Origin of the sequence: Micromonospora sp. NPDC005220 (genome assembly GCF_040607895.1) — a bacterium.
In the GTDB taxonomy this organism is placed as follows: domain Bacteria; phylum Actinomycetota; class Actinomycetes; order Mycobacteriales; family Micromonosporaceae; genus Micromonospora.
Genome location: NZ_JBEXHP010000057.1, coordinates 1 through 19,883, shown reverse-complemented (window position 1 = coordinate 19,883; position 19,883 = coordinate 1). Strand labels below are relative to the sequence as shown.

Here is a 19,883-nt window from a genome sequence, read left to right as displayed (position 1 = left end):
GGGTGCCCGCCCGCGCCGGGGGTGGGGGGGGGGTGGCGCTGCCTGTCCCGTGTACGCGGGGGTTTTTGCGGGGGGGGGGGCCCCGCCCGGCGCCCCACCCCTCGGTCATGGGGAGCACCTGCGTGCTTTACATTTGTTACTTGATTGTAATTAGTCAATCTATGGTCACCCTGCGCTGACACCTCCACCGGGCTGCGCCCGCCTTGGTGGCATATCGGAGGGTTGTGACGGCGAATGCGTTGACGATCCGTGACGCCTCACCTCCGCCGGGTCGCCCGACTGTTACCGCCCGGTAATCGGGGGGTTGTGACCTGCGCCGCAACGGGTGCACCATCAAGTTCGATGGTTACCAGCCGGTAACAGAGAACGCGGGTTCCCAGTGTGTGGGCCGCCCGTTCCGGACCGGCCACTCGCGCGCATCGACCCGAGGAGGAACCCGTGCAGGATCGGTTAGACAGTCAGGGTCGTACCCGATGGCGGCGCTTCGCCGCCGTGATGGTGCCCGCCACGGCGGCCGCCGGCGCCATCCTGTTTGGAATGTCGACAGGCGCGATCGCGTCCGACATCACCGTCTCCGGGCAGACGTTCAAGATCGGCGCCGACCGTCTTGAGGGCGACGGCTTCAAGCAGTACGGCGGCATCGTCCGCGAGAAGGGCAAGGACGGCAAGACCGGCCAGGTCCACCCGGTCGCGCTCTCCGAGATCAGCAGCGCCGAGCTGTACAGCCTCTGCCAGTCCGTCCGCGCCGACCTGCCGGGCCTGCCGGTGGTGCTCACCATCAACGCCGGCGAGGGCAAGGAACCCGCCCGCGCCAAGGACCTGCTGATCGCGATGGACTCGTTGAACGGCAACGCGACCTTCACCAACATCAGGATCGGTCGGGACGCCACCGATCTGAACCCGACCGCGCAGGCCGGCTCGTTCGGCCAGAACTCCGACCACGTCACCATCACCAACCTGCAACAGGTGTCCCGCTACACGACGGCGGCCACGTTCAACCTGGTCGGCCTCCGACTCAAGGTCAACGTGGGTGACGACGCCAAGGGCAAGGAGTGCTTCTGAGGTGAGCCACGGCCCGCGGTGGTCAGCACCGCGGGCCGGGCCCATGTCCCCGTCCCCGCTCGGCCAGGAGGAGTACGTGACAACCGCGAACCCGTCCCACGCCCGGCCCGGTGGTCCGGCTCAGGCGTGGCGGCTCTTCCGCCGCTGGCAGCGCAGCCGGCCGTTCTGGGGTGGACTGCTCATCGTCCTGGCCGGGCTGGAGATGTTCGGCTCCACCCGGATGACCCTCAACGGCCTCAGCTTCCACAGCGGCGCGACCGGTCTGCTCTCGCTGCTGATCCCGATCATCCTGGTGACCTGTGGCCTGCTGCTCTGGTTCACCCCGGCGCAGCGGCTGTTCTACTCGATCGTCGCGGCGGTCACCGCGGTGTACTCGCTGATCGGGCTCAACCTCGGCGGCTTCTTCGTCGGTCTGCTGCTCGGCATCGTTGGCAGCGCGCTCGCCTTCGCCTGGACGCCGGTCCATCCCGCGTCGGTTGAGGCCGACGGGTCGAGCCCTGTGCAGGCCCTACCCGAGCGGTTGGCCGACGAACAGGCCATTCCGCACCAGCCCGCTCCCGAGTCGGCCATTTCCGAACAAGCTGTTCGTGAGCAGGCCGTTCCGGAGCAGGCCGTTTCGCAACAGGCCGTTCCGGAGCCGGAGCCGGCGAATGGACCGGGGCGGGCGGCTGATCCGCGTACCTTCGGCATCGTCCTGGTGGTACTCGGCCTCGCCGCCGCGGGTCTGGCCGCCCAGCCCCGGCCCGTGCAGGCCGCATCGCCCCGACCGGCCACGTCCGCCTGTCCCGCCCCGTCCCGGACCGCCACCCCGTCGCCCAGTCGCAGCGCGGCCACACCGACCCCGACTCCGAGCCCGACGCAGAACGGCAACATCATCGGCGACATCCTGGACGGACTCGGTGACCTGCTCACCGGTGGAGGTCGCAAGGAGAGCGCGACGCCGTCACCGAGCCCGACCGTCCGACCGAGCGGTACGACGTCCACCCGCCCCCCGTCGGTCAGCTGCCCGTCGCCGCCGGCGGGCACGCCGGGGAGGCCGGACCGGCCGGCAGCGCCGGACAAGCCGGGGACTGTGGAGCCGGGCAAGCCGTTGCCGCGCATCGCCGCCGACCCGAATCTGCCGACTGTCGCACAGACGCCGTCAAAGCTCACCGGGTCCTCGGTCAAGATGACCCAACTGCGGTTCGAGGGAATCACCGACCTGCACACGGTGAAGGGTGACCTCAGGGTGCTGAAGTTCAGCATGCGGGAGGCGGTGACCGACGACTTTCTGCTGCGCGCCGACGGCCCCGAGGGCCGCAACCAGCGGTACGCGACCGACCGGTTGACCGTCACCGGTGACGTGGCCTTCTACGCGACCCGGTTCGTCGGCAAACTGCTCGGCATCAAGATCACTCTCACGCCGGACCTGCCGTTGCCGGACGGCATCCCGGTCACTCTGCCCTTCTCGGTCACGTTCACCGACCCGGTCATCGACCTGGCGTACGTCACCAGCAACACGCTCACCGCGCGGCCGGCGCTGGCGCTGACTCTCGGCTGAACGGCGCGATGGCCGACCCGACGGGTCTGTGCGAAGCTACCGTCGCGCGGCCCCAGGGCCTGACCGCCGACGCCCGTCGGTCGGGGACGTGTCGCGGCGAGTCGATTTCCGGCTGCAACACGGACCAGACGCTCCCGCACGAGCCGCTTCACCCGCCATCGCTGGCAATCTTGGACACTTTCCGTTAGCTGCTAACGGAAACTGTCCAAGATCTACCCGGTCAACCGCCTCGACGGCGTCGCCGGCACGGCCTTTCGACTCTAGGGCCTCGTGGGTTGCGCCAGAGCGAACAGGAGAAGCAGCGCGGCGATCGCCGCGAGCGAGCCCAGAACCCAGCTGACAGCTACGACAGCCACGGTCCGGTTGTCATTACCGCGAGCTGCGGGGGTTCTGAGGGCCCACACACCCAGGGGCAGAAGCACGAGCCACAGCGGCACCAGCAGCGGAGCGAGGGCCGGCCAGAGGGGCCAGACCGGCTCGGTGCGGAGGTTCGGACCCTGCAGGGTCAACCAGGTTAAGGCAACGCCCGGAAGCAGGCCGACTGTCACGAGGGTGCCGACCACCAGGGGTACGGGTGGTCGTCGCCGTGCCAGCAGCCAGAACAACGCCGCGCCGGCGGCGGCCCCGAGAAGTGTGCCGGCGACCGTGACGACGACGAACCTGTCCGGCGCGCTCGGCGCCACGATGAGGTTCGCCCCGGTCGGCGAGTGCTCGAGTGTGACGGTCAAACCGTCCCGTTCGGCCCGCCAGTCGTCGCACAGGTACCCGGTGGTGCGGCTGATGTCGTGCCACCCCTGCGCCGCGGCGTTGTGCCGCAGTTGCGCAGAGAGCGCGCAGTCTGCATCGCTGGCGTACCAGAAGGACACCCGACCTGAGCCGAGGTCGTCGGCGGCGAGAGCGACGCCCCAGCGAGAGCCCGGCACGACCCGAGCAGAGTTGACCGGCGACGTGGTGGGGAGCAACTCCCCGGCCAAGACCCGCGCCTGATCATCGGTGGGTGGTGTGTGACCACGGCCGCCGGCCCAGGAGCCCAAACTCAGGCCGACGGTGCCCAGCAGCACCGCGCCGAGCAGCAGCACCGCGAGGCGCCGAAGCTGACCACCCACCGCCCACCCCTGACCTACCCGAGAGGACGGCTCCGCCGCCGAGGATCGTTTTATCCCCGGCGGGCGGAGCCGTCAAGGGCTCAGCGGTGGCTCAGAGCCGGGCCAGCGCCCGGCGCAGCGGGTCGAGACCCAGCGCGCCCAGGTCCAGCGCCTGCCGGTGGAACTCGCGCAGGTCGAAATCGGCGCCCTTGCGGGCCTTGGCGTCGTCGCGGGCCTGGAGCCAGATCCGCTCACCCACCTTGTACGACGGGGCCTGCCCCGGCCAACCCAGGTAGCGGTTCAGCTCGAAGCGCAGGTTCTCGTCCGGAACCCGGCAATGCGCCCGCATGAACTCCCAGCCCAGCTCGGGAGTCCACCGTTCGCCCGGGTGGAAACCGAAGGGATTGTCCTTCGGGATCTCCAGCTCCAGGTGCATGCCGATGTCCACGATCACGCGAGCCGCGCGCATCGCCTGGCCGTCGAGCATGCCCAGCTTGTCGCCCGGGTCCTCCAGGTAACCCAGCTCGTCCATCAGCCGCTCCGAGTAGAGCGCCCAACCCTCACCGTGCCCGGAGACCCAGCAGAGCAGCCGCTGCCAGCGGTTGAGCAGGTCGGCCCGGACGGCGGTCTGCGCCACCTGGAGATGGTGACCCGGCACGCCCTCGTGGTAGACCGTGGTCACCTCTCGCCAGGTGGAGAAGTCGCTGATGCCCTGCGGCACCGCCCACCACATCCGACCCGGGCGGGAGAAGTCCTCACTCGGGCCGGTGTAGTAGATGGCACCGTCGCTTGTCGGGGCGAGGCAGCACTCGATGTGGCGGACCTGCTCCGGGATGTCGAAGTGGGTGCCGTGCAGCTCGGTGATCGCCTTGTCGGCCAGCGCCTGCATCCAGTCCCGGAACGCCTCCTTGCCCTGGATGGTCCGGGCCGGGTCGGCGTCCAACCTCTCCACGGCCTCGTCGACTGTGGCACCGGAGCCGGCGATGCGCCCCGCCACGACGCGCATCTCCGCCTCCAGGCGGGCCAGCTCCGCGAAGCCCCAGGCGTACGTCTCGTCCAGGTCGATCTTGGCGCCGAGGAAGTACTGCGAGGCCAGCTCGTAGCGCTCCCGGCCGGCGGCCTGCTTGTCCCGCCCGTGCGGGGCCAGCTCGGTACGCAGGAACTGGCCGAACTCGGCGGTCGCCGCGGTCGCCGCCGCCGCACCTCGACGCAGCTCCGAACCGAGCGTGCCCTCCGCCCCGAGCCGCTCGACCAGCCCGTGGAAGAAGTTGTCCCCGGTCGGGTCGACCCAGATGTCGCACTGCTTGGCCACCTCGACCAGCTGCACCTTCGAGCTGACCTCACCGGCGGCGAGCGCCTCACGCAGCGTGGTCTTGTAGCCCTCCAGCGCGGCGGGGAAGCCGTTGAGCCGGGCGGCGATGTTGGCCTGCTCGTCGCTGGCCGCGGTGGGCATCAGGTCGAACACCATGCGGATCTCGTGCAGGCCGCTGGCGATCACACTGACCTCGCTGGTCACCTCGCCGGCCTCGTACCGGGCAAGGTCCAGGCCGAGCCGTTCCTGCATGGCCTCCTTGGCGGTCCGTTCCGATTCGGACTCCGGCTCGGTCACCTCCAGCTCGGTGAGCGTTCGGCGGGTGAGGTCCGCGCGCGCCCGGTAGCCGTCGGGCGACAGGTCGTCGAGCTGATCATCATGGCCGGCGATGCCGACGAAGGTCGCGCCGGTGGGGCTCAACGGCGCCCACTCGGCCACGTAGCGGTTGGCGAGTTCATCAATTCGTCCCACGCTGCGACCCTACGTGACCGCCCCACCCCCATGTCGCCGACGTTTGTCGTGGAGGAGCTGCGGGTTCGGGCACGGCGTGACGGCCGAAAGGCGCGCGACTTTGCCGTACGGTTGCGGCAGAGTGTCAGGGGTGACCACCGATACCACTCCTGACAAAGCGCCGGTCCGCGCCTGGCTGCCCGGTTTCATCGCCCTCGCCGCGATCTGGGGTTCCAGCTTCCTCTTCATCAAGGTCGGGGTGGCCGAGCTGCACCCGGTGCAACTCACCCTCTACCGGGTCGTCGCCGGCGCGCTGACCCTTCTGGTGGTCCTCGCCGTGCTGCGCGACCGGCTGCCCCGCGAGCCCCGGGTCTGGGCGCATCTGACCGTCGTCGCCGCCTTCGGCGTGGCCGTGCCGTTCACCCTCTTCGGCTACGGCGAGCAACGGGTCGAGTCGATGCTGGCCGGCATCTGGAACGCCACCACGCCGTTGATCGTGCTGCCGTTGGCGGTGCTGGTCTTCCGCACCGAGCGGCTCACCCTGCGCCGGGCGGTCGGGCTCGGGCTGGGCTTCGTCGGGGTGCTGGTGGTGCTCGGGGTCTGGGAGGGCATCGGCGGGGCGCACTTCACCGGGCAGCTCATGTGCTTCGGTGCGGCGGCCTGCTACGGCGTGGCCATCCCGTACCAGAAGCGGTTCGTCGCCGGCAGCGCGTACTCGGGTCTGTCGCTCTCCACCGCGCAACTGCTGCTCGCCGCCGCGCAGTTGGCCATCGTCACCCCGTTCGTCGCCGGTCTGCCGCCGCTGCCCACCGAGCTGTCGGCCGGGGTGGTGGCGAGTGTGCTCACCCTCGGCGCGCTCGGCACCGGGCTCGCCTTCGTGATCAACATGCGCAACATCCGGGTGGCCGGCGCGAGCACCGCGTCCACCGTCACGTACCTGATCCCGATCTTCGCGGTGCTGATCGGTGCCGTGGCACTCGACGAACGACTCAACTGGCACCAACCGGTCGGCGCGCTGATCGTGCTGCTCGGGGTCGCGGTCTCGCAGGGGATGTTCAGTCGCCGCCAGAGCAGCCCGGTCGTCGGCGTCGGTGCACCCGCCACCCCCGCCGCCGAACCCGCCCGCCGCTGACCGACCACCTGATCGACTCGGCTTCCTGGAAATCGGGGTGTCCGGCGGACCCGGACACCCCGATTTCCTGAAACGCGAGTTGATCAACGCCGGGCCGCCGCCGGGCCGCCGCCGAGGGGGCGGGTTGGGCTGGTCAGCGGCGGTCGTGCGTCCAGGCCACCAGTTGCTCTGCCGACCAGGTGTTGATCACACGCTCGGCGGGAACGCCGCACAGGGCGGCGCGTTCGCAGCCGAACCGTTGCCAGTCGAGTTGGCCGGGCGCGTGCGCGTCGGTGTTGATGGCGAACCGGCAGCCCGCCTCCAGTGCGCGGCGGATCAGGCGCTTTGGGGGGTCCTGCCGCTCCGGCCGAGAGTTGATCTCGACGGCGGTGTCGTGCTCGGCGCAGGCGGCGAAGACGGCGTCCGCGTCGAAGTCGCTCTCCGCCCGGGTACGGGCGCGGTGCCCCCGATCGCCCGGACCGGTCACCCCGGCCGGGCGGGACGACACCATCCGGCCGGTGAGGTGGCCGAGAATGTCCAGGTGCGGGTTGGCGACGGCCCTCAGCATCCGCCGGGTCATCTTCGACCGCTCGTCCTTCAGGCCGCTGTGCACCGACCCGACCACCACGTCGAGGCGCGCCAACAGGTCGTCGTCCTGGTCCAGCGAGCCGTCGGCGAGGATGTCCACCTCGATCCCGGTGAGGATCCGAAAACCCTCGGGCAGCGCCGCGTTGACCTGCGCCACGTGGTCGAGTTGCCGGCGCAGCCGGTCCGCGGTCAGCCCCCGGGCCACCGTCAGCCGGGGCGAGTGGTCGGTCAGCACCAGGTACTCGTGGCCCAACTCCACCGCGGCCAGCGCCATCTCCTCGATGGGTGAGCCGCCGTCGGACCAGTCCGAGTGGGTGTGACAGTCGCCGCGCAGGGCGGCGCGCAGCGCCGTGGCCTCGGCGTCCAGGTCGCTGCCCTCGGTCGCCACCAGCCGGCGGAGGTAGACCGGTTCCTCACCGGCGAGGGACTCCGCCACGCAGCGGGCCGTCACGTCACCGACCCCGGCCAACTCGGTGAGCGTGCCGTTGCCGGCCCGCTCGGTCAGCTCGGCCGTGGACAGGCCGGCCAGCGCCTTCGCCGCCGACCGGAACGCGCGTACCCGGTAGGTGGCCTCGTTGGCCCGCTCCAACAGGAACGCGATCCGGCGCAGGTCGGCGATGGGATCTCTCGCGCGTGCCATGTCAGGGCGCCTTCGGGCAGCCGTGCTTGCGTTGCCACCCGGTCACCTCGGCGGCCGGCTCCAGGTTGCCGCCCCGCCGCCAGGAGTCCAGGTAACGCGCCGGCCAGAGCACCCCGCGCCGGATCCACCAGCCGTCCTTGCCGGTGCACGCCGGCGAGATGCCGAAGTGCACATGGCAGACGTTGTTCGCATTGCCGGTGCGGCCCACCTTGCCGAGTTGCTGCCCGGCGCGGACCCGCGTTCCGGCGTCGACGCCGCTGGTCACCACACTCAGGTGCGAGCCGTAGTAGCGCACCCCGTCGTCACCGAGCAGCGAGACCGACAGGCCGCCGTTGTCCGGCCCCTGCGGCCCACTCTTGCGGTACCGGTCGACGCGGCTCACCTCCAGCACCGTCCCGTCGGTCACCGCCACGAACGGCTCACCGCAGTCGGCGAAGAGGTCCGTCGCCGGGTACGCCCCGTGCGTCGGGTGGTAGTCGACGTTGTCGGCGCGTACCGGAAAGACATGCTTCAGCCCGGTGCGGGGCGCCGTCGCCGACGGCCTGGCCGACGACGGCGCCGGGGGGCTCGGGGCGGTCGCCGTCGGCGTTGGCGACTGCGACGCCCGCTGGTCGGCGGTCGCCCAGACCGCCGGTGGCGTCGGCGCGGCCCCGTCGGGCACCCCCGGCCGGGTGGTCGCGCAGCCGGCGGCCAGCACCGGGGCGAGCAGCAGCAGCATCGGGTACGCCGAACGAGCGCGGCGGCTGATCGTCGGCGAGGACATTCGGTCATCCTGGCAGAGCCGGTACCGTGGACACGAGCGGCACGCGTGAGGGAGGGCAGCGACGGTGACCATTGCCCGACCCGAACCTGGCCCGGATTTCGGCGCCGCCCGCCCGGCGCCGCGTACCCCGTCGGGTCTCTTCCCCTCCGGCCCCCCGACCCGGCCCACCTACCGCGAGCCGCACCCGATCACCGGCGCTGGGGTCGCCGCCGGTGGTGCCGCGGCTGCCGGTTGGCTGTTGCTGTTCGGCCTGCTCGGCACCGACCTGGCCAGCTACGCGTGGTGGACGGTGATCGCCGGCCTTCTGGCGTGGGTGACCGCCCTGGTGCTGGTCCGCCACGGCGACCGAGGGGTGGCCACCGGGGTCGCCATCGTCACGGCCGGTGGTTGGAGCATCGCCGCCGCCGTGGTGGCGGTCCGCTGGGCGACCAGTGGTGACTGGCCGCTGTGGTGACCGGTACGGACCGGCCCCGAAAAGGCGGTCGGTGACTGCACCGTGTGCCCGGTTGGCTGCGTAGCGAACGCCGCCTTGACGTGACCGCCGAGACTCGGCACGCTCGGCACTATGGCCTGGACCACTCCCCGGCAGGATCCCGATCGCAGTCGCCGTCGCCTGCAGTTGCTGGCCGAGTTGGCGGGCGCCCGAGCGGTCCGACAGCGCAGCCGACCGCAGCGGCAGCGCACCGAGCATCTGCGTCAGCTCATCGCGACCCGCCGTCGAGTCGTCGGCTGATCCGACTTTGTCAGGAATGACCCGCGCGTCGGGGCGTTGACGGGTCGCCCGCCGACCCGACCGGCTAACGTGCACGCGTAACGAGTCGACGCTGTGTCGAGGGCTATTGGGGGGACCGTGTCGTACTTCGCAGCGGCCGTGGTGCGCGACGACAGTGGCTGGACCGCCGCCGAGGTCAGCCTGCGTGGCGCCACCGACATCGACGAGGTTGCCGATCGGCTGCGTGACGTCGACCAGGAGGCCGACGTGTCGCTGCTCTTCGTCGAGGCCGATGACGCGTACCTGGTGATCCTGCGCCTCGACGAGGGCGAGGACCTGCGGGTGTTCGGTTCGGACTCCGCGTACGCCGAGGAGTCGCACCTCGGGTCGCTGCTGGTCGGTGACCTGAAGACCTCGGTCACCGGGCTCGACGGTGACGACGAGCCACGCCCGGTGAGCACCGGTGACGAGGAGAGCGAGCAGCCCGTCGTCGACCCGGAGGCCGACCCGGTCGGTGACGCCGACCTCTTGGCCGACCTGGGCATCTCCGCGCAGAAGCTGCTGACCCTCTGCACCCACGAGGGGATGATGCCGGCGGACGTCACCGCCGAGATCTGCCAGGTGCTCGGCTGCGCCGACGAGGTCGAGGAGCTGCGTGAGGTCTGAGCCGGCCGACGCCACCGATCCGTCCCTGGAGCTGATCCGGCCAGGCCAGCCGACCCCCGGTGCGGTGCGCCGCGCCGGGCCCGGCGCCCACGAGGGCCTGGCCGACCCGGGTGAGGTCGGTCGACGGCAGCGGCACGAGCTGTGGATGCGCCGCGCCCTGGAGATCGCCGTCGCCGGTCCGCCCGTCGACGACGCAGTCAACACCGACGTCGACGACGTGCCGGTGGGGGCGGTGCTCTACGGGCCGGACGGCACCGAATTGGCCACCGGACGCAACGAGCGGGAGCTGACCGGCGACCCCACCGCCCACGCCGAGGTGCTGGCCCTACGCCGAGGTGCCGAGCGCACCGGCCGGTGGCGGCTGGACGGCTGCACCCTGGTGGTCACCCTCGAACCGTGCACCATGTGCGCCGGGGCGCTGGTGCTGGCCCGGGTCTCCACAGTCGTGTTCGGCGCGTGGGAGCCCAAGACCGGCGCGGCCGGATCGCTCTGGGACGTGCTGCGTGATCGTCGGCTCAACCACCGCCCCGAGGTCTACGGCGGGGTGCTGGAGGCCGAGACCGCCACCGTTCTGCGCGCGTTCTTCCGCTGAGCCGGGTCGCCGGTCAGGCCGGCGGCAGGTCGCACCGAGTGTCCTCGCCGAATCGCTGCTGATCTCCCCGACGGAGGCGCTGACCGCTGTCCGGCCGGGCGGGCATGATGCGAAAGAGCGTGATGACTGTGTGGCATCACTATGCCCCACAGTCATCACGCTCACTGCGTGCTGCCGACCCGACGGGTCAGGCGATGATCGTGTCGAGGGCGATCTCGACCATCTGGCTGAAGGTCTGCTCGCGCTCCTCGGACGTGGTCTTCTCGCCGGTCTTGATGTGGTCGCTGACGGTCAGCACGGTCAACGCGCGGGCCTTGAACCGGGCGGCGATCGTGTAGAGCGCCGCCGACTCCATCTCCACCGCCAGCACGCCGTAGTCGGCGAGGGTGTCGTAGAGATCCGGCCGGTCGGTGTAGAAGGCGTCCGCCGCCAGGATCGGCCCGACGTGCATGGTGATGCCGCGCCGCTCCGCCACCTCGACCGACGTACGCAGCAGCCCGAAGTCGGCCACCGGGGCGTAGTCGATCAGCCCGTCGAAGCGCATCCGGTTCATGTTCGAGTCGGTGGACGACCCGATCGCCGCCACCACGTCCCGCAGTTGCAGGTCCGTGCTGAGGGCACCACAGGAGCCGACCCGGATCAGCGTCTTCACGCCGTACTCGTTGATCAACTCGTGGGCGTAGATGGAGGCCGACGGCATGCCCATGCCGGAGCCCTGGACGGAAACCTCGACGCCGTTCCAGCGGCCGGTGAAGCCCAGCATGCCCCGAACCGTCGAGTAGCAGGTGGCGCCCTCGAGGTAGGTCTCCGCGATCCACTTGGCCCGCAGGGGGTCACCCGGCATCAGGACCCGCTCGGCGATCTCGCCCGGCTTCGCGCCGATGTGCGTACTCATGGCAAAGATCCTGCCAGGCCGGCTCGGGCGATACCGGTTCGGCGTCCGAACCAGCGGTCCTGTACCCTCGTCGGCGGTGGCGTGTCCGAGCGGCCTAAGGAGCACGCCTCGAAAGCGTGTGAGGGTTAACGCCCTCCGAGGGTTCAAATCCCTCCGCCACCGCTCTGAAATGCCGAAACGCCCGGTCGACCCGCGAGGATCGACCGGGCGTTTTCGCCCCTTTTCATGATCGTCGCCGAGGGCAGGTCAGCAGGGGCCGACGCCCTCGTTGAAGAGGCGGCGGGCCCAGTCCGCGTACCCGGCGATGGTTTTTCGGACCGTGCGCCCGTCGTGCAGGAACAGGTACGCGCGGTCGCCGCTGCGGGCGAGTAACCCGTCGAGGCGGTGCGTCCCCTGTGGAGCACGCAGCCGGCTGACCTCCGGGTAGCGGTTCCAGACCTGGGCAACGGGCGAGCCCGCCGTTATCCCCTCCGGTGTTCGCATCGGGTCGCCGACCCAGAGCAGCACGAGTTTGTCCTCCACGAAGATCGGGCTGACCGTGTCATGGCCAGCCAGCGCCGGGCCGCAGGCATCCAGGCTGGTCCGCAGGATGCCGCGCCGGGTCAGCTCGTCCTCGGTGGCACCGAACTCGATGTTGCGCAGGCCGTTCAGGTCGATGATCTCCACGCTGCCGGCGAGCCGACCTTCCGGGATCGGCCCGGTTGGCGGTACGCCGCTGCCCGCGATCGAGGCAGCCGTCATCAGCGTGGCAACAAAGCCATATTGTCGCAATTTCATGGAATCCCCCAGTCCCCAACGGAACGGGAGCCCTCAGGTTGCTGCCGATCGCCGGATTACTGGTTTTCCCACTGTTCGACCAGCTCATCCCAGTAGTCGGCGCTGAGTCGACGCCGTCCGTGCGCCAGCCAGCCGTCGGTGTTCCGCTCCAGGTGCAACCCCAGCTCGGCGAACGGGTCGATCCAGGTGCCGGGCTCGACGCCCAGACGGGTCAGCGCCCCGTTGATCGGCCACTGCTCGCGCGCCGCGTCCAACTCATCGTCGAAGCACGGACCCCAGGACAACGCCCCGCCCAACCACACCGCGGCCGACTGGTAGCCGGTTCCGCCCCCGAACTCCGCCTCCAGGTAGGCCACCGGCCCCGACTGTGACCAGCGGGTCAGCACCTCGATCAACGCCGTCGACAACACCAGGCCGAACGGGCACGCGGAGCTCCGGTCGTCCGTCGCGAAATCTGGCAATGATCCGGTCAGCTCGATCACCAACTGCGGGGTGAGCGGCAGCAACGCGAAGTCCTGGCGCAGTTCACCGAGGACCGCGTGATCCAACTCGGCGGTCTGCTCGCGGAGCAGATCAGCTTCCGCGACCACCGCGCTGAGCTGGTAACCCATCAATCCCTCCGCCGTCCACAGGCTGTGGATAGAACATGTGTACGACGGTGGCAGGGCCCGCCGGCCCCCGGACGGTACCCGCCGTCCGCGCCCACCCTCGAATCAGTTGTGGTGGTCCGTCACCCGCACTGTCCGTTCGACTCATTTCGGCGACCGGGTCGACTGCCTATTGTGTCCAGGCGCCTATCGAAACGGGGTCTCTGTGCAACGAAGCGCATCTCTTCTGGTTTTCCCAACTGTTCTGGCCAGCCTGGCCCTGAGCGCCCCCGCGCAGGCCGCGGAGGGCGTCCGGACCATCACCCGGGACGGCGTCGTACTCCAACACCACCAGGTGTCCTGGCCGAAGGCGACGCCCCGGTTGCGGGGAACGGGTGTCGGCCAATCCGACTTCGACGGCGACGGCGTCGACGACATCGCCGCCACCGGTGACCCGTTCGAGTACAACCTGCCGCTGGTCCCGGCCGGTGTGGTCACCGTGCGGTACTCCTCGGCCGCAAAGGTCGACCACCTCATTGGTGTAATAGCGGGGGACAGTGGCGCCGTCGCTTTCGGCATGGCTCTCGTGGCGGGCGACTTCAACGGCGACAGTTACGACGACCTGGCGATCGGCAACCCCGACGAGCCGGATCCCCGCAACAAGACACACGCTGGCGGGGTCTGGGTCATTCCGGGCAGCCGCAACGGCCTGGTGGTCGACTCGGCAATCCACTTCAACCAGGATTCGCCGGGCGTTCCGGATACTCCGGAGAGCTTCGACCAGTTCGGGGCCGCCCTCGCCGCCGGCGACATCAACGGGGACGGCCGCGACGACCTCGCCATCGGTGCCTGGGGGGAGTCGATCGGCAGCAAGGCGAGCGCCGGCGCGGTCACCGTCCTCTTCGGTGCCCCGGCCGGCCTCACGGCCACCGGCGCTCAGCACCTCCACCAGGACCAGGCCGCGGTGCCCGGATCGGCCGAGGACAACGACCAGTTCGGCTACACGCTGGCGATCGGAAAGGTCGACAACAACCGCTACCACGATCTGGTCATCGGCGCTCCTCGGGAAAACGATGGCGTGAGCTGGGCCGGCAGCGGCATGGTCACCCTGATGTGGGGCTCGGCGAGTGGTGTGTCATCCACCGGTGCCACCTCGGTCACCGGTGCGGCAATCGAACCCAACGATGGGACCGGCACCATCGCCTGGTACCTGGGTGACGCGCTCGCCGTCGGCGACCTGAACGGCGACGGGCTGGGCGAGGTGGTCGTCGGAGCCTCCGGCGCGCAGACCCCAGACATCAACGGCGGCCTCATCGCGGCCTTCGCCGGCCGCTCCGGTGGCCTGTCCAGCAGCGCGGTGCAGATCATCACCCAGCGTACGGCCGGGGTGCCGGACGCCCCCGAGGCTGACGACCGCTTCGGCGGCGCGCTGGCGGTCGGCGACGTCACCGGCGACGGCAGAGCGGACGTGCTGGTCGGTAGCCCCGGCGAGGACATCGGCTCGCGGGCCGACGCCGGCAGCATCACCCTGCTCAAGGGGTCCGCCGGTGGGCTGACGGGGGTCGGGGCGCAGGGGTTCGACCAGAACCACTCGGCCGTCCCGGATGGCTCCGAGAAGAACGACAAGTTCGGCTCCGCCATCGCCCTGCTGAACCTCAGCCGCGACGGCGGGCTCGACGCCGTCGTGGCGTCCCCCGGCGAAGAGGTGAAGGGTGACCTCGCCGGATACCCGTCCGGGGTCATCAACCCGTTCTACGGATCCCCCGGCGGGCTGGCACCGCAGAACAAGACATGGAGCGGTCTGGCCGAGCGGACGGAGATTATCTGGCCCCAGCGCTACGGTCTCCGGATCGCTGGGCCGCAAAGCGGCGGCCCACTGTTCTGAGTGGTGCGCTGTTCTGAGTGGCGTGCGGTTCTGAGTGGTGCGCGGTTCTGAGTGGTGCGCGGTAACGCCCGGCCGGTCTGTCGTGGACCGGCCGGGCGTTCGCGCTTTTCCCGGCCGTGAATGCCCCGCCGGGCCGGGCTTCCTGGCAGCAAGTCTCCAGATCTTGGACAGTTTCCGTTCCGTGCGAACGGAAACTGTCCAAGATCTCGACGGAGTTGACGGGCGCGGGCGCTTTCGGCCGCGTTGGGCCGAGGACCGGCGCGGCGCATTCTCGGCCGCGCTGGGCTGAGGATCGGCGCGGCGTATTCTCGGCCGCGCTGGGCCGAGGACCGGCCGGAGGTCAACGCCTCGTCGGGGTCGTTCAGGCCCGCCGGGCGAGTTGGGTGACGAACGCGCGCCAGGCCGTGGGCGCGAAGGCGAGCGCCGGGCCGGTCGGGTCCTTCGAATCCCGTACGCCGATGACGCCGGGCAGGTTGTCGGCGACCTCGACGCAGTTGCCGCCGTTGCCGCTGCTGCGGCTGCTCTTGCGCCACCGGGCGCCGTTCAGCTCCATGACTCCGCCACTTCCTGGATGAGTTGGACCGACTGCCAGTGGGACAACGCCTCCCCGCGCACGTTCTCCCATGCCGCCATCATGGCGGCGATGTCCTCGGGGTCGCTAGCCACTTGTCCCTGAAGTTGGTTGTCGAGGTAGCCGGCGACCCGGTGGTCGTGGCTGTGCGCGATCACGAAAGGTCCGTTGAGGCCGGCATAGGCACCGACCGTGCTGGGCACGACGTGCACCCGGATGTGCGGCTCGACGCACGCCGCCGCAACGGCCAACAGTTGTTCGCGCATCGTCGACCGGCCGCCCACCGGACGGCGGATGACCGCCTCGTCGACGACCGCCGTGAACTGCGGCGGGTCGTCCCGCTTGAGCACGCCCTGCCGGCCGAGTCGGACCGTGAGATGCCGCTCGATCTCGCCCCGGGGGATCAGGCCCGCGCCGCTCAGCACCGCGCGGGCGTACGCCTCGGTCTGGAGCAACCCCGGCAGAACGGTCGACTCGTACGACCGAAGCGACACCGCCTCGCGCTCGATCTCCTGCCACGGGCGAAACCAAATGGGGTCACGACGTCTTGAAGTGTCCGGCCAGATGTCCGACACGTCCTTGTGGAGAGCCTCCGCTGCCGCCAGCCGGTGCCGAGGATGTGGGATGCGATCCTCCGTCAACCAGCGCCCCACGGTCTTCGGGTCGACGCCGACGGTCTCGGCGAGAGATTCGGTGGTGTGCCCGGTGTCGCTGAGCGCCACCCGAAGCGCATCGTTCACGGCCCCTCCATCGGATGTCTTGGATATCTGAAGACCATATCGCTACGCGGTGTATCTGTCTCGTAACTCACCCGAGGGTGGTGCGCAGAAGACGGCGTGACCGGTGGAGGCGCAGGAGCCCGGCGGTCGACGTCAGTCCGGGGGTCGCCCCGACGGGGAGGCGGGGTGACCCCCGTCCACCGCGAAGGAGGTCCGCCCATGCCCCGCCGCCGCTACCGCAACCACCTGCCGACCCGGCCCACCTGGCGTTGCGCCGCGTGCGGCATCGCCTGGCCCTGCTCGGCGGCGAAGCTGCGGCTGCTCGGCGAATACCGGCACGACCGGCTCGCGTTGACCGTCTACCTGGCGACGCTGCAAACAGAGGCCGGCGAACACCTCACCGACATCGACCCGGCCCGCCTGACCGACCGCTTCCTCGGCTGGACCCGCGCCCGCGCCTGACCTCGCCAGCGCGTCGCGAAGCGAGAACACGCTAAGTTCCGGATCGAGGCCGAGGTCGGAGTGGGACGGCAAGGTGGTGTTCGACAAATGAGCAAGTACAAGCGGGCCAGCGGCGATGTGCTCCGCTGGCCAGACAGCCCCGATGCGCGGAAAGCGCTGGAAAAGTGGTTCGCCGACGCTTCGGCCACGGCATACCTGTCGGGCGATTTTCTTGATTTTCGCGGCGCGGACCTCAGCCGTCTCGACCTGGCCGGCGCCTACCTCGCCAATTCTCACCTGGTCGGTGTCCGATTCGAGGAGGCCAACCTCGGTGACGCCAACCTGACCAACGCCGAGTTGCAGGGCGCGGATTTCTCCTTCGCCGACCTGGCCAAGGCGGAAATGGTCGGTTGCTCGGCCGGTGAGGCGCTGTTCCGTTCGGCTCGACTGTTCGCGGTGCAGCTCGACGATGCCGTTCTGGCAGGGGCGGATCTCCGGCAAGCGATTCTCAATTCCGCCAAGCTCTACAAGACCGATCTCCGCGGCGCCAATCTTGAGTTGGCCAGCCTGCGCTGGTGCACGCTGGGCGGCCCGAGCATGCCGACGGTGTTGACCGGCGCGCGGATGTTCGGCTGCCAGTTCGAGGGCGCGAAGGGTGCCGTCGTCGGTCCGGTCCTCGTCGACGAGGAAGCGACCCGGTCCCTCGGCGGCGCGGAGCTGGAGTCGTGGTTCTCGGCGCAGGGCGCGGAGCACGTCCAGGTGGTGGGCTGACCCCACCGCGGAGACGACTCAGGGCCGGTCCCGTTGGGGCCGGCCCTGTCGTTCGTGCTGCTCAGGCGAGCGGAGGATACGAGATTCGAACTCGTGAGGGTGTAAACCCAACACGCTTTCCAAGCGTGCGCCCTAGGCCTCTAGGCGAATCCTCCGCGAGCCAGGATACAGGCCGCTGTCGGCCGGGCCACCCCACCACCCCCTGAAGATCGACGGGCGGTCGGGTAGGCTTGGCGTCACCTCCCGTGCGGCGGTATCTCGTGAACCTCCCCAGGGCCGGAAGGCAGCAAGGATAAGCGAGCTCTGCCGGGTGCACGGGAGGCCTTTTTGTCTGTGGGCCGGTTGATCCACTCGACATCCGTGATGTCGGGGCATCCCGGGAACGCGGACACCCCGATTTCCAGGAAGCCGAGTCGATCAAGCCCCGCAACCCAGGGCAACCCGGCACCGGGTCGGCGGGGTGGGTGGTCACCCGCGCCCGACCGGCGCAGAATGGCTCGGTCGAGAGGAGGCGGGACGAGTGACGCTGGCGCTCTACCGCAAGTACCGGCCGCGTACCTTCGCTGAGGTCATCGGTCAGGAGCACGTGACCGAGCCGCTGTCGCAGGCGCTGCGCAGCGGACGGCTCAACCACGCCTACCTCTTCTCCGGCCCGCGCGGCTGCGGCAAGACCTCCAGCGCCCGGATCCTGGCCCGCTCGCTCAACTGTGAGCAGGGCCCCACCCCGGAGCCGTGCGGCAAGTGTGAGTCCTGCCGCTCACTGGCCACCGACGGCGCCGGTTCGATCGACGTGATCGAGATCGACGCGGCCAGCCACGGTGGTGTCGACGACGCCCGCGAGCTGCGCGAGCGCGCCTTCTTCGCGCCGGCCAGCAGCCGCTTCAAGATCTACGTCATCGACGAGGCGCACATGGTCTCGACCCAGGGCTTCAACGCCCTGCTCAAGCTGGTCGAGGAGCCCCCGGAGTACGTCAAGTTCATCTTCGCCACCACCGAGCCGGAGAAGGTCCTCGGCACGATCCGTTCGCGGACCCACCACTACCCGTTCCGGCTGATCCCGCCGAAGATCCTCCGCCCGTACCTGGAGCAGCTCACCCAGGCCGAGGGCGTCGCCGTCGAGCCGGCGGTCTTCCCGCTGGTGGTTCGCGCCGGTGGCGGCAGCGCCCGGGACAGCCTCTCCGTGCTCGACCAGCTCATCGCCGGCGCCGGTCCGGAGGGCGTCAGCTACGCCCGCGCCGCCGCGCTGCTCGGGGTCACCGACGCCGCGCTGATCGACGAGATGTGCGACGCGCTGGCCGCCGGGGACGGCGCGGCCGCGTACGCCACCGTCGACCGGGTGGCCGAGGCCGGGCACGACCCGCGCCGGTTCGCGTCGGATCTGCTGGAGCGGCTGCGCGACCTGATCGTGATTCAGCAGGTGCCGGACGCCGCCGCGAAGGGCCTGATCGACGGCCCCGCCGACCAGATCGAGCGGATGGCCGCCCAGGCGTCCCAGCTCGGCCCGGCCACGCTCTCCCGCTGCGCCGACATCGTGCACGACGGCCTGGTGGAGATGCGCGGCACCACCGCGCCCCGCCTGCTGCTGGAGCTGATCTGCGCCCGGATGCTGCTGCCCGGCGTGGACGACTCCACCGGCGGCCTGCTCCAACGCCTGGAGCGGATGGAACGCCGGCTCACCCTCGCCGGCACCGACGCGCCGCCGGCCGCCGCCGGCGCCGCGCCTGCCAACCACCCAGGGGTACGCCCACAGCACGCCACCCCGGTCCAGGCTGCCGCCACCCCGGCACCGGTGAACGCCCCGACCTCCGCACCGCCGTGGGCGGTCGACCCGGCGGCGTCCCCGACTCGGAGCGCTGCGGCCTCGGGCGGTCCCGCCCCGGCTGGTCCGGTCACCGGTGCACCCGCCGCTCCGACCTCCGGTGCGCCGGCCTCGTACGTCTCGGCGGCCGACTCGCCGATCCCGGCGTCCCCCGGGGCGTCGACCGGCTCAGCTCTCGCCGACCAGGCCGTACCCGTCTCGCCCGCCGGCCCGGCCCCACGTCGCGTGGTGCCACCGTCGGCGGTGCTTCCCGACCCGGCCACGCCCGCCCCGCCCCGACCGGGCGCGCCCGCCGCCGCGCTGGACGCGGTCGCGGTCCGCCGCGTCTGGCCCGACGTGGTCGGCAAGGTCAACCGGACCAACAAGCGGATCGCCGCCCTGATGCGCGACGCGGTGGTCCGCGAACTCGACGGCGACATGCTGGTGCTGACGGTGAAGTCCACCGTGCTGGCCAAGATGATGGCCGACCACGCGGCGGTGCTCACCGACGCGCTCTACGAGGAGTTGGGCGGGCGCTGGCAGATCCGGTGCGAGGTGGCCGGCGAGCGCGGTGGCGTGTCGCTGTCCGGCTCACCGCGCACGCAGCCCGCCGCACCGGCCCGACCCGCGGCACCGCCCTCCGGGCCGGACACGCCGCCCGCCGCGACGAGCGCCACGACCCCGACTGCCACCGCCAGCCCGACGAGCGCGCCGCCCACCGCAGCGAACCCGCACCCCGCGCCCGGCTCAAACCTCGCGCCTGGCGCGACGGGCACGCCAGGCACGAACGCATCCGCCGGGGTGTCGAGCGCGCTGCCCAGTGCGGCCGGAGGTGCCGGCCCCGAAGTAGTGCACCCGGTGACCGCCGCGAAGCGCCTCGACCGCCAGGTCGACGGTGGTGGCGATCTCGTCGAGCAC

At 70.7% G+C, this 19,883-nt stretch carries 20 protein-coding genes, 2 tRNA genes and 1 other RNA gene; 13 read left to right on the top strand and 10 right to left on the bottom strand.

Annotation, left to right across the window (positions count from 1 at the left end):
* The first annotated feature begins 438 nt into the window (after positions 1-438).
* Both ABZU52_RS20650 and ABZU52_RS20645 read left to right on the top strand, forming a co-directional pair.
* Complete coding sequence (locus tag ABZU52_RS20650; RefSeq protein WP_354972616.1) at positions 439-1,062, top strand: DUF6230 family protein; 624 nt, start codon at positions 439-441, stop codon at positions 1,060-1,062.
* Positions 1,063-1,138: 76 nt separating this feature from the next.
* A complete protein-coding gene (locus ABZU52_RS20645; RefSeq protein ID WP_354972615.1) occupies positions 1,139-2,602 on the top strand; it encodes a DUF6114 domain-containing protein in 1,464 nt (487 codons plus the stop codon).
* 260 nt (positions 2,603-2,862) lie between these two features.
* Here ABZU52_RS20645 and ABZU52_RS20640 read toward each other — a convergent pair whose 3' ends face one another.
* Together ABZU52_RS20640 and ABZU52_RS20635 are read right to left on the bottom strand one after the other, a co-directional pair.
* Complete coding sequence (locus tag ABZU52_RS20640; protein ID WP_354972614.1) at positions 2,863-3,708, bottom strand: hypothetical protein; 846 nt, start codon at positions 3,706-3,708, stop codon at positions 2,863-2,865.
* A 91-nt stretch (positions 3,709-3,799) separates the two neighbouring features.
* Positions 3,800-5,470, bottom strand: coding sequence for a DUF885 domain-containing protein (locus tag ABZU52_RS20635; protein WP_354972613.1), 1,671 nt, complete (start codon positions 5,468-5,470; stop codon positions 3,800-3,802).
* 130 nt (positions 5,471-5,600) lie between these two features.
* Here ABZU52_RS20635 and ABZU52_RS20630 point away from each other — a divergent pair, with 130 nt between their 5' ends.
* Complete coding sequence (locus ABZU52_RS20630; RefSeq protein WP_354972612.1) at positions 5,601-6,581, top strand: DMT family transporter; 981 nt, start codon at positions 5,601-5,603, stop codon at positions 6,579-6,581.
* Between the two features lie 133 nt (positions 6,582-6,714).
* Here ABZU52_RS20630 and ABZU52_RS20625 read toward each other — a convergent pair whose 3' ends face one another.
* Together ABZU52_RS20625 and ABZU52_RS20620 are read right to left on the bottom strand one after the other, a co-directional pair.
* Positions 6,715-7,788 carry a PHP domain-containing protein gene (locus ABZU52_RS20625; RefSeq protein WP_354972611.1) on the bottom strand — a complete coding sequence of 358 codons (1,074 nt, stop codon included), beginning with the start codon at positions 7,786-7,788 and terminating at the stop codon, positions 6,715-6,717.
* Between the two features lies 1 nt (position 7,789).
* Entirely contained in the window at positions 7,790-8,551 is a 762-nt protein-coding gene (locus ABZU52_RS20620; RefSeq protein WP_354972610.1) for a M23 family metallopeptidase, read from the bottom strand.
* A gap of 64 nt (positions 8,552-8,615) precedes the next feature.
* Between ABZU52_RS20620 and ABZU52_RS20615 the strand changes: the two genes are divergently transcribed.
* From ABZU52_RS20615 to ABZU52_RS20600, 4 genes are all read left to right on the top strand, one after another.
* Positions 8,616-9,005: a hypothetical protein gene (locus ABZU52_RS20615; protein ID WP_354972609.1), complete on the top strand. Its 390-nt coding sequence runs from the start codon at positions 8,616-8,618 to the stop codon at positions 9,003-9,005.
* Positions 9,006-9,116: 111 nt separating this feature from the next.
* Positions 9,117-9,284, top strand: a complete 168-nt coding sequence (locus tag ABZU52_RS20610; protein WP_354972608.1) for a hypothetical protein — start codon at positions 9,117-9,119, stop codon at positions 9,282-9,284.
* Between the two features lie 117 nt (positions 9,285-9,401).
* Entirely contained in the window at positions 9,402-9,929 is a 528-nt protein-coding gene (locus ABZU52_RS20605) for a tRNA adenosine deaminase-associated protein (RefSeq protein WP_354972607.1), read from the top strand.
* Between the two features lie 145 nt (positions 9,930-10,074).
* Entirely contained in the window at positions 10,075-10,521 is a 447-nt protein-coding gene (locus tag ABZU52_RS20600) for a nucleoside deaminase (RefSeq protein ID WP_354972625.1), read from the top strand.
* Positions 10,522-10,708: 187 nt separating this feature from the next.
* Here ABZU52_RS20600 and deoD read toward each other — a convergent pair whose 3' ends face one another.
* Positions 10,709-11,416, bottom strand: coding sequence for a purine-nucleoside phosphorylase (gene deoD, locus ABZU52_RS20595; protein ID WP_074315244.1), 708 nt, complete (start codon positions 11,414-11,416; stop codon positions 10,709-10,711).
* A 75-nt stretch (positions 11,417-11,491) separates the two neighbouring features.
* Here deoD and ABZU52_RS20590 point away from each other — a divergent pair.
* Positions 11,492-11,578, top strand: a tRNA-Ser gene (locus ABZU52_RS20590).
* Positions 11,579-11,662: 84 nt separating this feature from the next.
* Here the strand turns inward: ABZU52_RS20590 and ABZU52_RS20585 are convergent.
* Positions 11,663-12,157, bottom strand: coding sequence for a hypothetical protein (locus ABZU52_RS20585; RefSeq protein WP_354972606.1), 495 nt, complete (start codon positions 12,155-12,157; stop codon positions 11,663-11,665).
* A gap of 92 nt (positions 12,158-12,249) precedes the next feature.
* Entirely contained in the window at positions 12,250-12,804 is a 555-nt protein-coding gene (locus tag ABZU52_RS20580; RefSeq protein ID WP_354972605.1) for a hypothetical protein, read from the bottom strand.
* 202 nt (positions 12,805-13,006) lie between these two features.
* Between ABZU52_RS20580 and ABZU52_RS20575 the strand changes: the two genes are divergently transcribed.
* Positions 13,007-14,665, top strand: a complete 1,659-nt coding sequence (locus ABZU52_RS20575; protein WP_354972604.1) for a hypothetical protein — start codon at positions 13,007-13,009, stop codon at positions 14,663-14,665.
* A gap of 361 nt (positions 14,666-15,026) precedes the next feature.
* Here the strand turns inward: ABZU52_RS20575 and ABZU52_RS20570 are convergent, their stop codons facing one another.
* Positions 15,027-15,218, bottom strand: coding sequence for a DUF397 domain-containing protein (locus tag ABZU52_RS20570; protein ID WP_354972603.1), 192 nt, complete (start codon positions 15,216-15,218; stop codon positions 15,027-15,029).
* Positions 15,209-15,976, bottom strand: coding sequence for a helix-turn-helix transcriptional regulator (locus tag ABZU52_RS20565; RefSeq protein ID WP_354972602.1), 768 nt, complete (start codon positions 15,974-15,976; stop codon positions 15,209-15,211). The genes ABZU52_RS20570 and ABZU52_RS20565 overlap by 10 nt, the downstream gene beginning before the upstream one ends.
* Before the next feature lie 198 nt (positions 15,977-16,174).
* Here ABZU52_RS20565 and ABZU52_RS20560 point away from each other — a divergent pair, with 198 nt between their 5' ends.
* Together ABZU52_RS20560 and ABZU52_RS20555 are read left to right on the top strand one after the other, a co-directional pair.
* Complete coding sequence (locus tag ABZU52_RS20560; protein WP_354972601.1) at positions 16,175-16,417, top strand: flavin reductase; 243 nt, start codon at positions 16,175-16,177, stop codon at positions 16,415-16,417.
* Between the two features lie 87 nt (positions 16,418-16,504).
* Positions 16,505-17,167, top strand: coding sequence for a pentapeptide repeat-containing protein (locus ABZU52_RS20555; protein ID WP_354972600.1), 663 nt, complete (start codon positions 16,505-16,507; stop codon positions 17,165-17,167).
* Positions 17,168-17,237: 70 nt separating this feature from the next.
* Here the strand turns inward: ABZU52_RS20555 and ABZU52_RS20550 are convergent.
* Positions 17,238-17,322: transfer RNA gene (locus tag ABZU52_RS20550), tRNA-Ser, on the bottom strand.
* Positions 17,323-17,404: 82 nt separating this feature from the next.
* Here ABZU52_RS20550 and ffs point away from each other — a divergent pair.
* Together ffs and ABZU52_RS20540 are read left to right on the top strand one after the other, a co-directional pair.
* Positions 17,405-17,494, top strand: an RNA gene (ffs, locus tag ABZU52_RS20545) — signal recognition particle sRNA small type.
* A 193-nt stretch (positions 17,495-17,687) separates the two neighbouring features.
* On the top strand, positions 17,688-19,883 hold a 2,196-nt coding region (locus ABZU52_RS20540; protein WP_354972599.1), incomplete at its 3' end, for a DNA polymerase III subunit gamma and tau.

What these genes read in the sequence shown, in the direction of transcription:
- ABZU52_RS20625 (WP_354972611.1), bottom strand. Translation starts at nt 7,788, where the DNA reads ATGGCACGCGCGAGAGATCCCATCGCCGACCTGCGCCGGATCGCGTTC.
- ABZU52_RS20620 (WP_354972610.1), bottom strand. Translation starts at nt 8,551, where the DNA reads ATGTCCTCGCCGACGATCAGCCGCCGCGCTCGTTCGGCGTACCCGATG.
- ABZU52_RS20610 (WP_354972608.1), top strand. Translation starts at nt 9,117, where the DNA reads ATGGCCTGGACCACTCCCCGGCAGGATCCCGATCGCAGTCGCCGTCGC.
- ABZU52_RS20600 (WP_354972625.1), top strand. Translation starts at nt 10,075, where the DNA reads ATGCGCCGCGCCCTGGAGATCGCCGTCGCCGGTCCGCCCGTCGACGAC.
- deoD (WP_074315244.1), bottom strand. Translation starts at nt 11,416, where the DNA reads ATGAGTACGCACATCGGCGCGAAGCCGGGCGAGATCGCCGAGCGGGTC.
- ABZU52_RS20585 (WP_354972606.1), bottom strand. Translation starts at nt 12,157, where the DNA reads ATGACGGCTGCCTCGATCGCGGGCAGCGGCGTACCGCCAACCGGGCCG.
- ABZU52_RS20580 (WP_354972605.1), bottom strand. Translation starts at nt 12,804, where the DNA reads ATGGGTTACCAGCTCAGCGCGGTGGTCGCGGAAGCTGATCTGCTCCGC.
- ABZU52_RS20570 (WP_354972603.1), bottom strand. Translation starts at nt 15,218, where the DNA reads ATGGAGCTGAACGGCGCCCGGTGGCGCAAGAGCAGCCGCAGCAGCGGC.
- ABZU52_RS20560 (WP_354972601.1), top strand. Translation starts at nt 16,175, where the DNA reads ATGCCCCGCCGCCGCTACCGCAACCACCTGCCGACCCGGCCCACCTGG.
- ABZU52_RS20555 (WP_354972600.1), top strand. Translation starts at nt 16,505, where the DNA reads ATGAGCAAGTACAAGCGGGCCAGCGGCGATGTGCTCCGCTGGCCAGAC.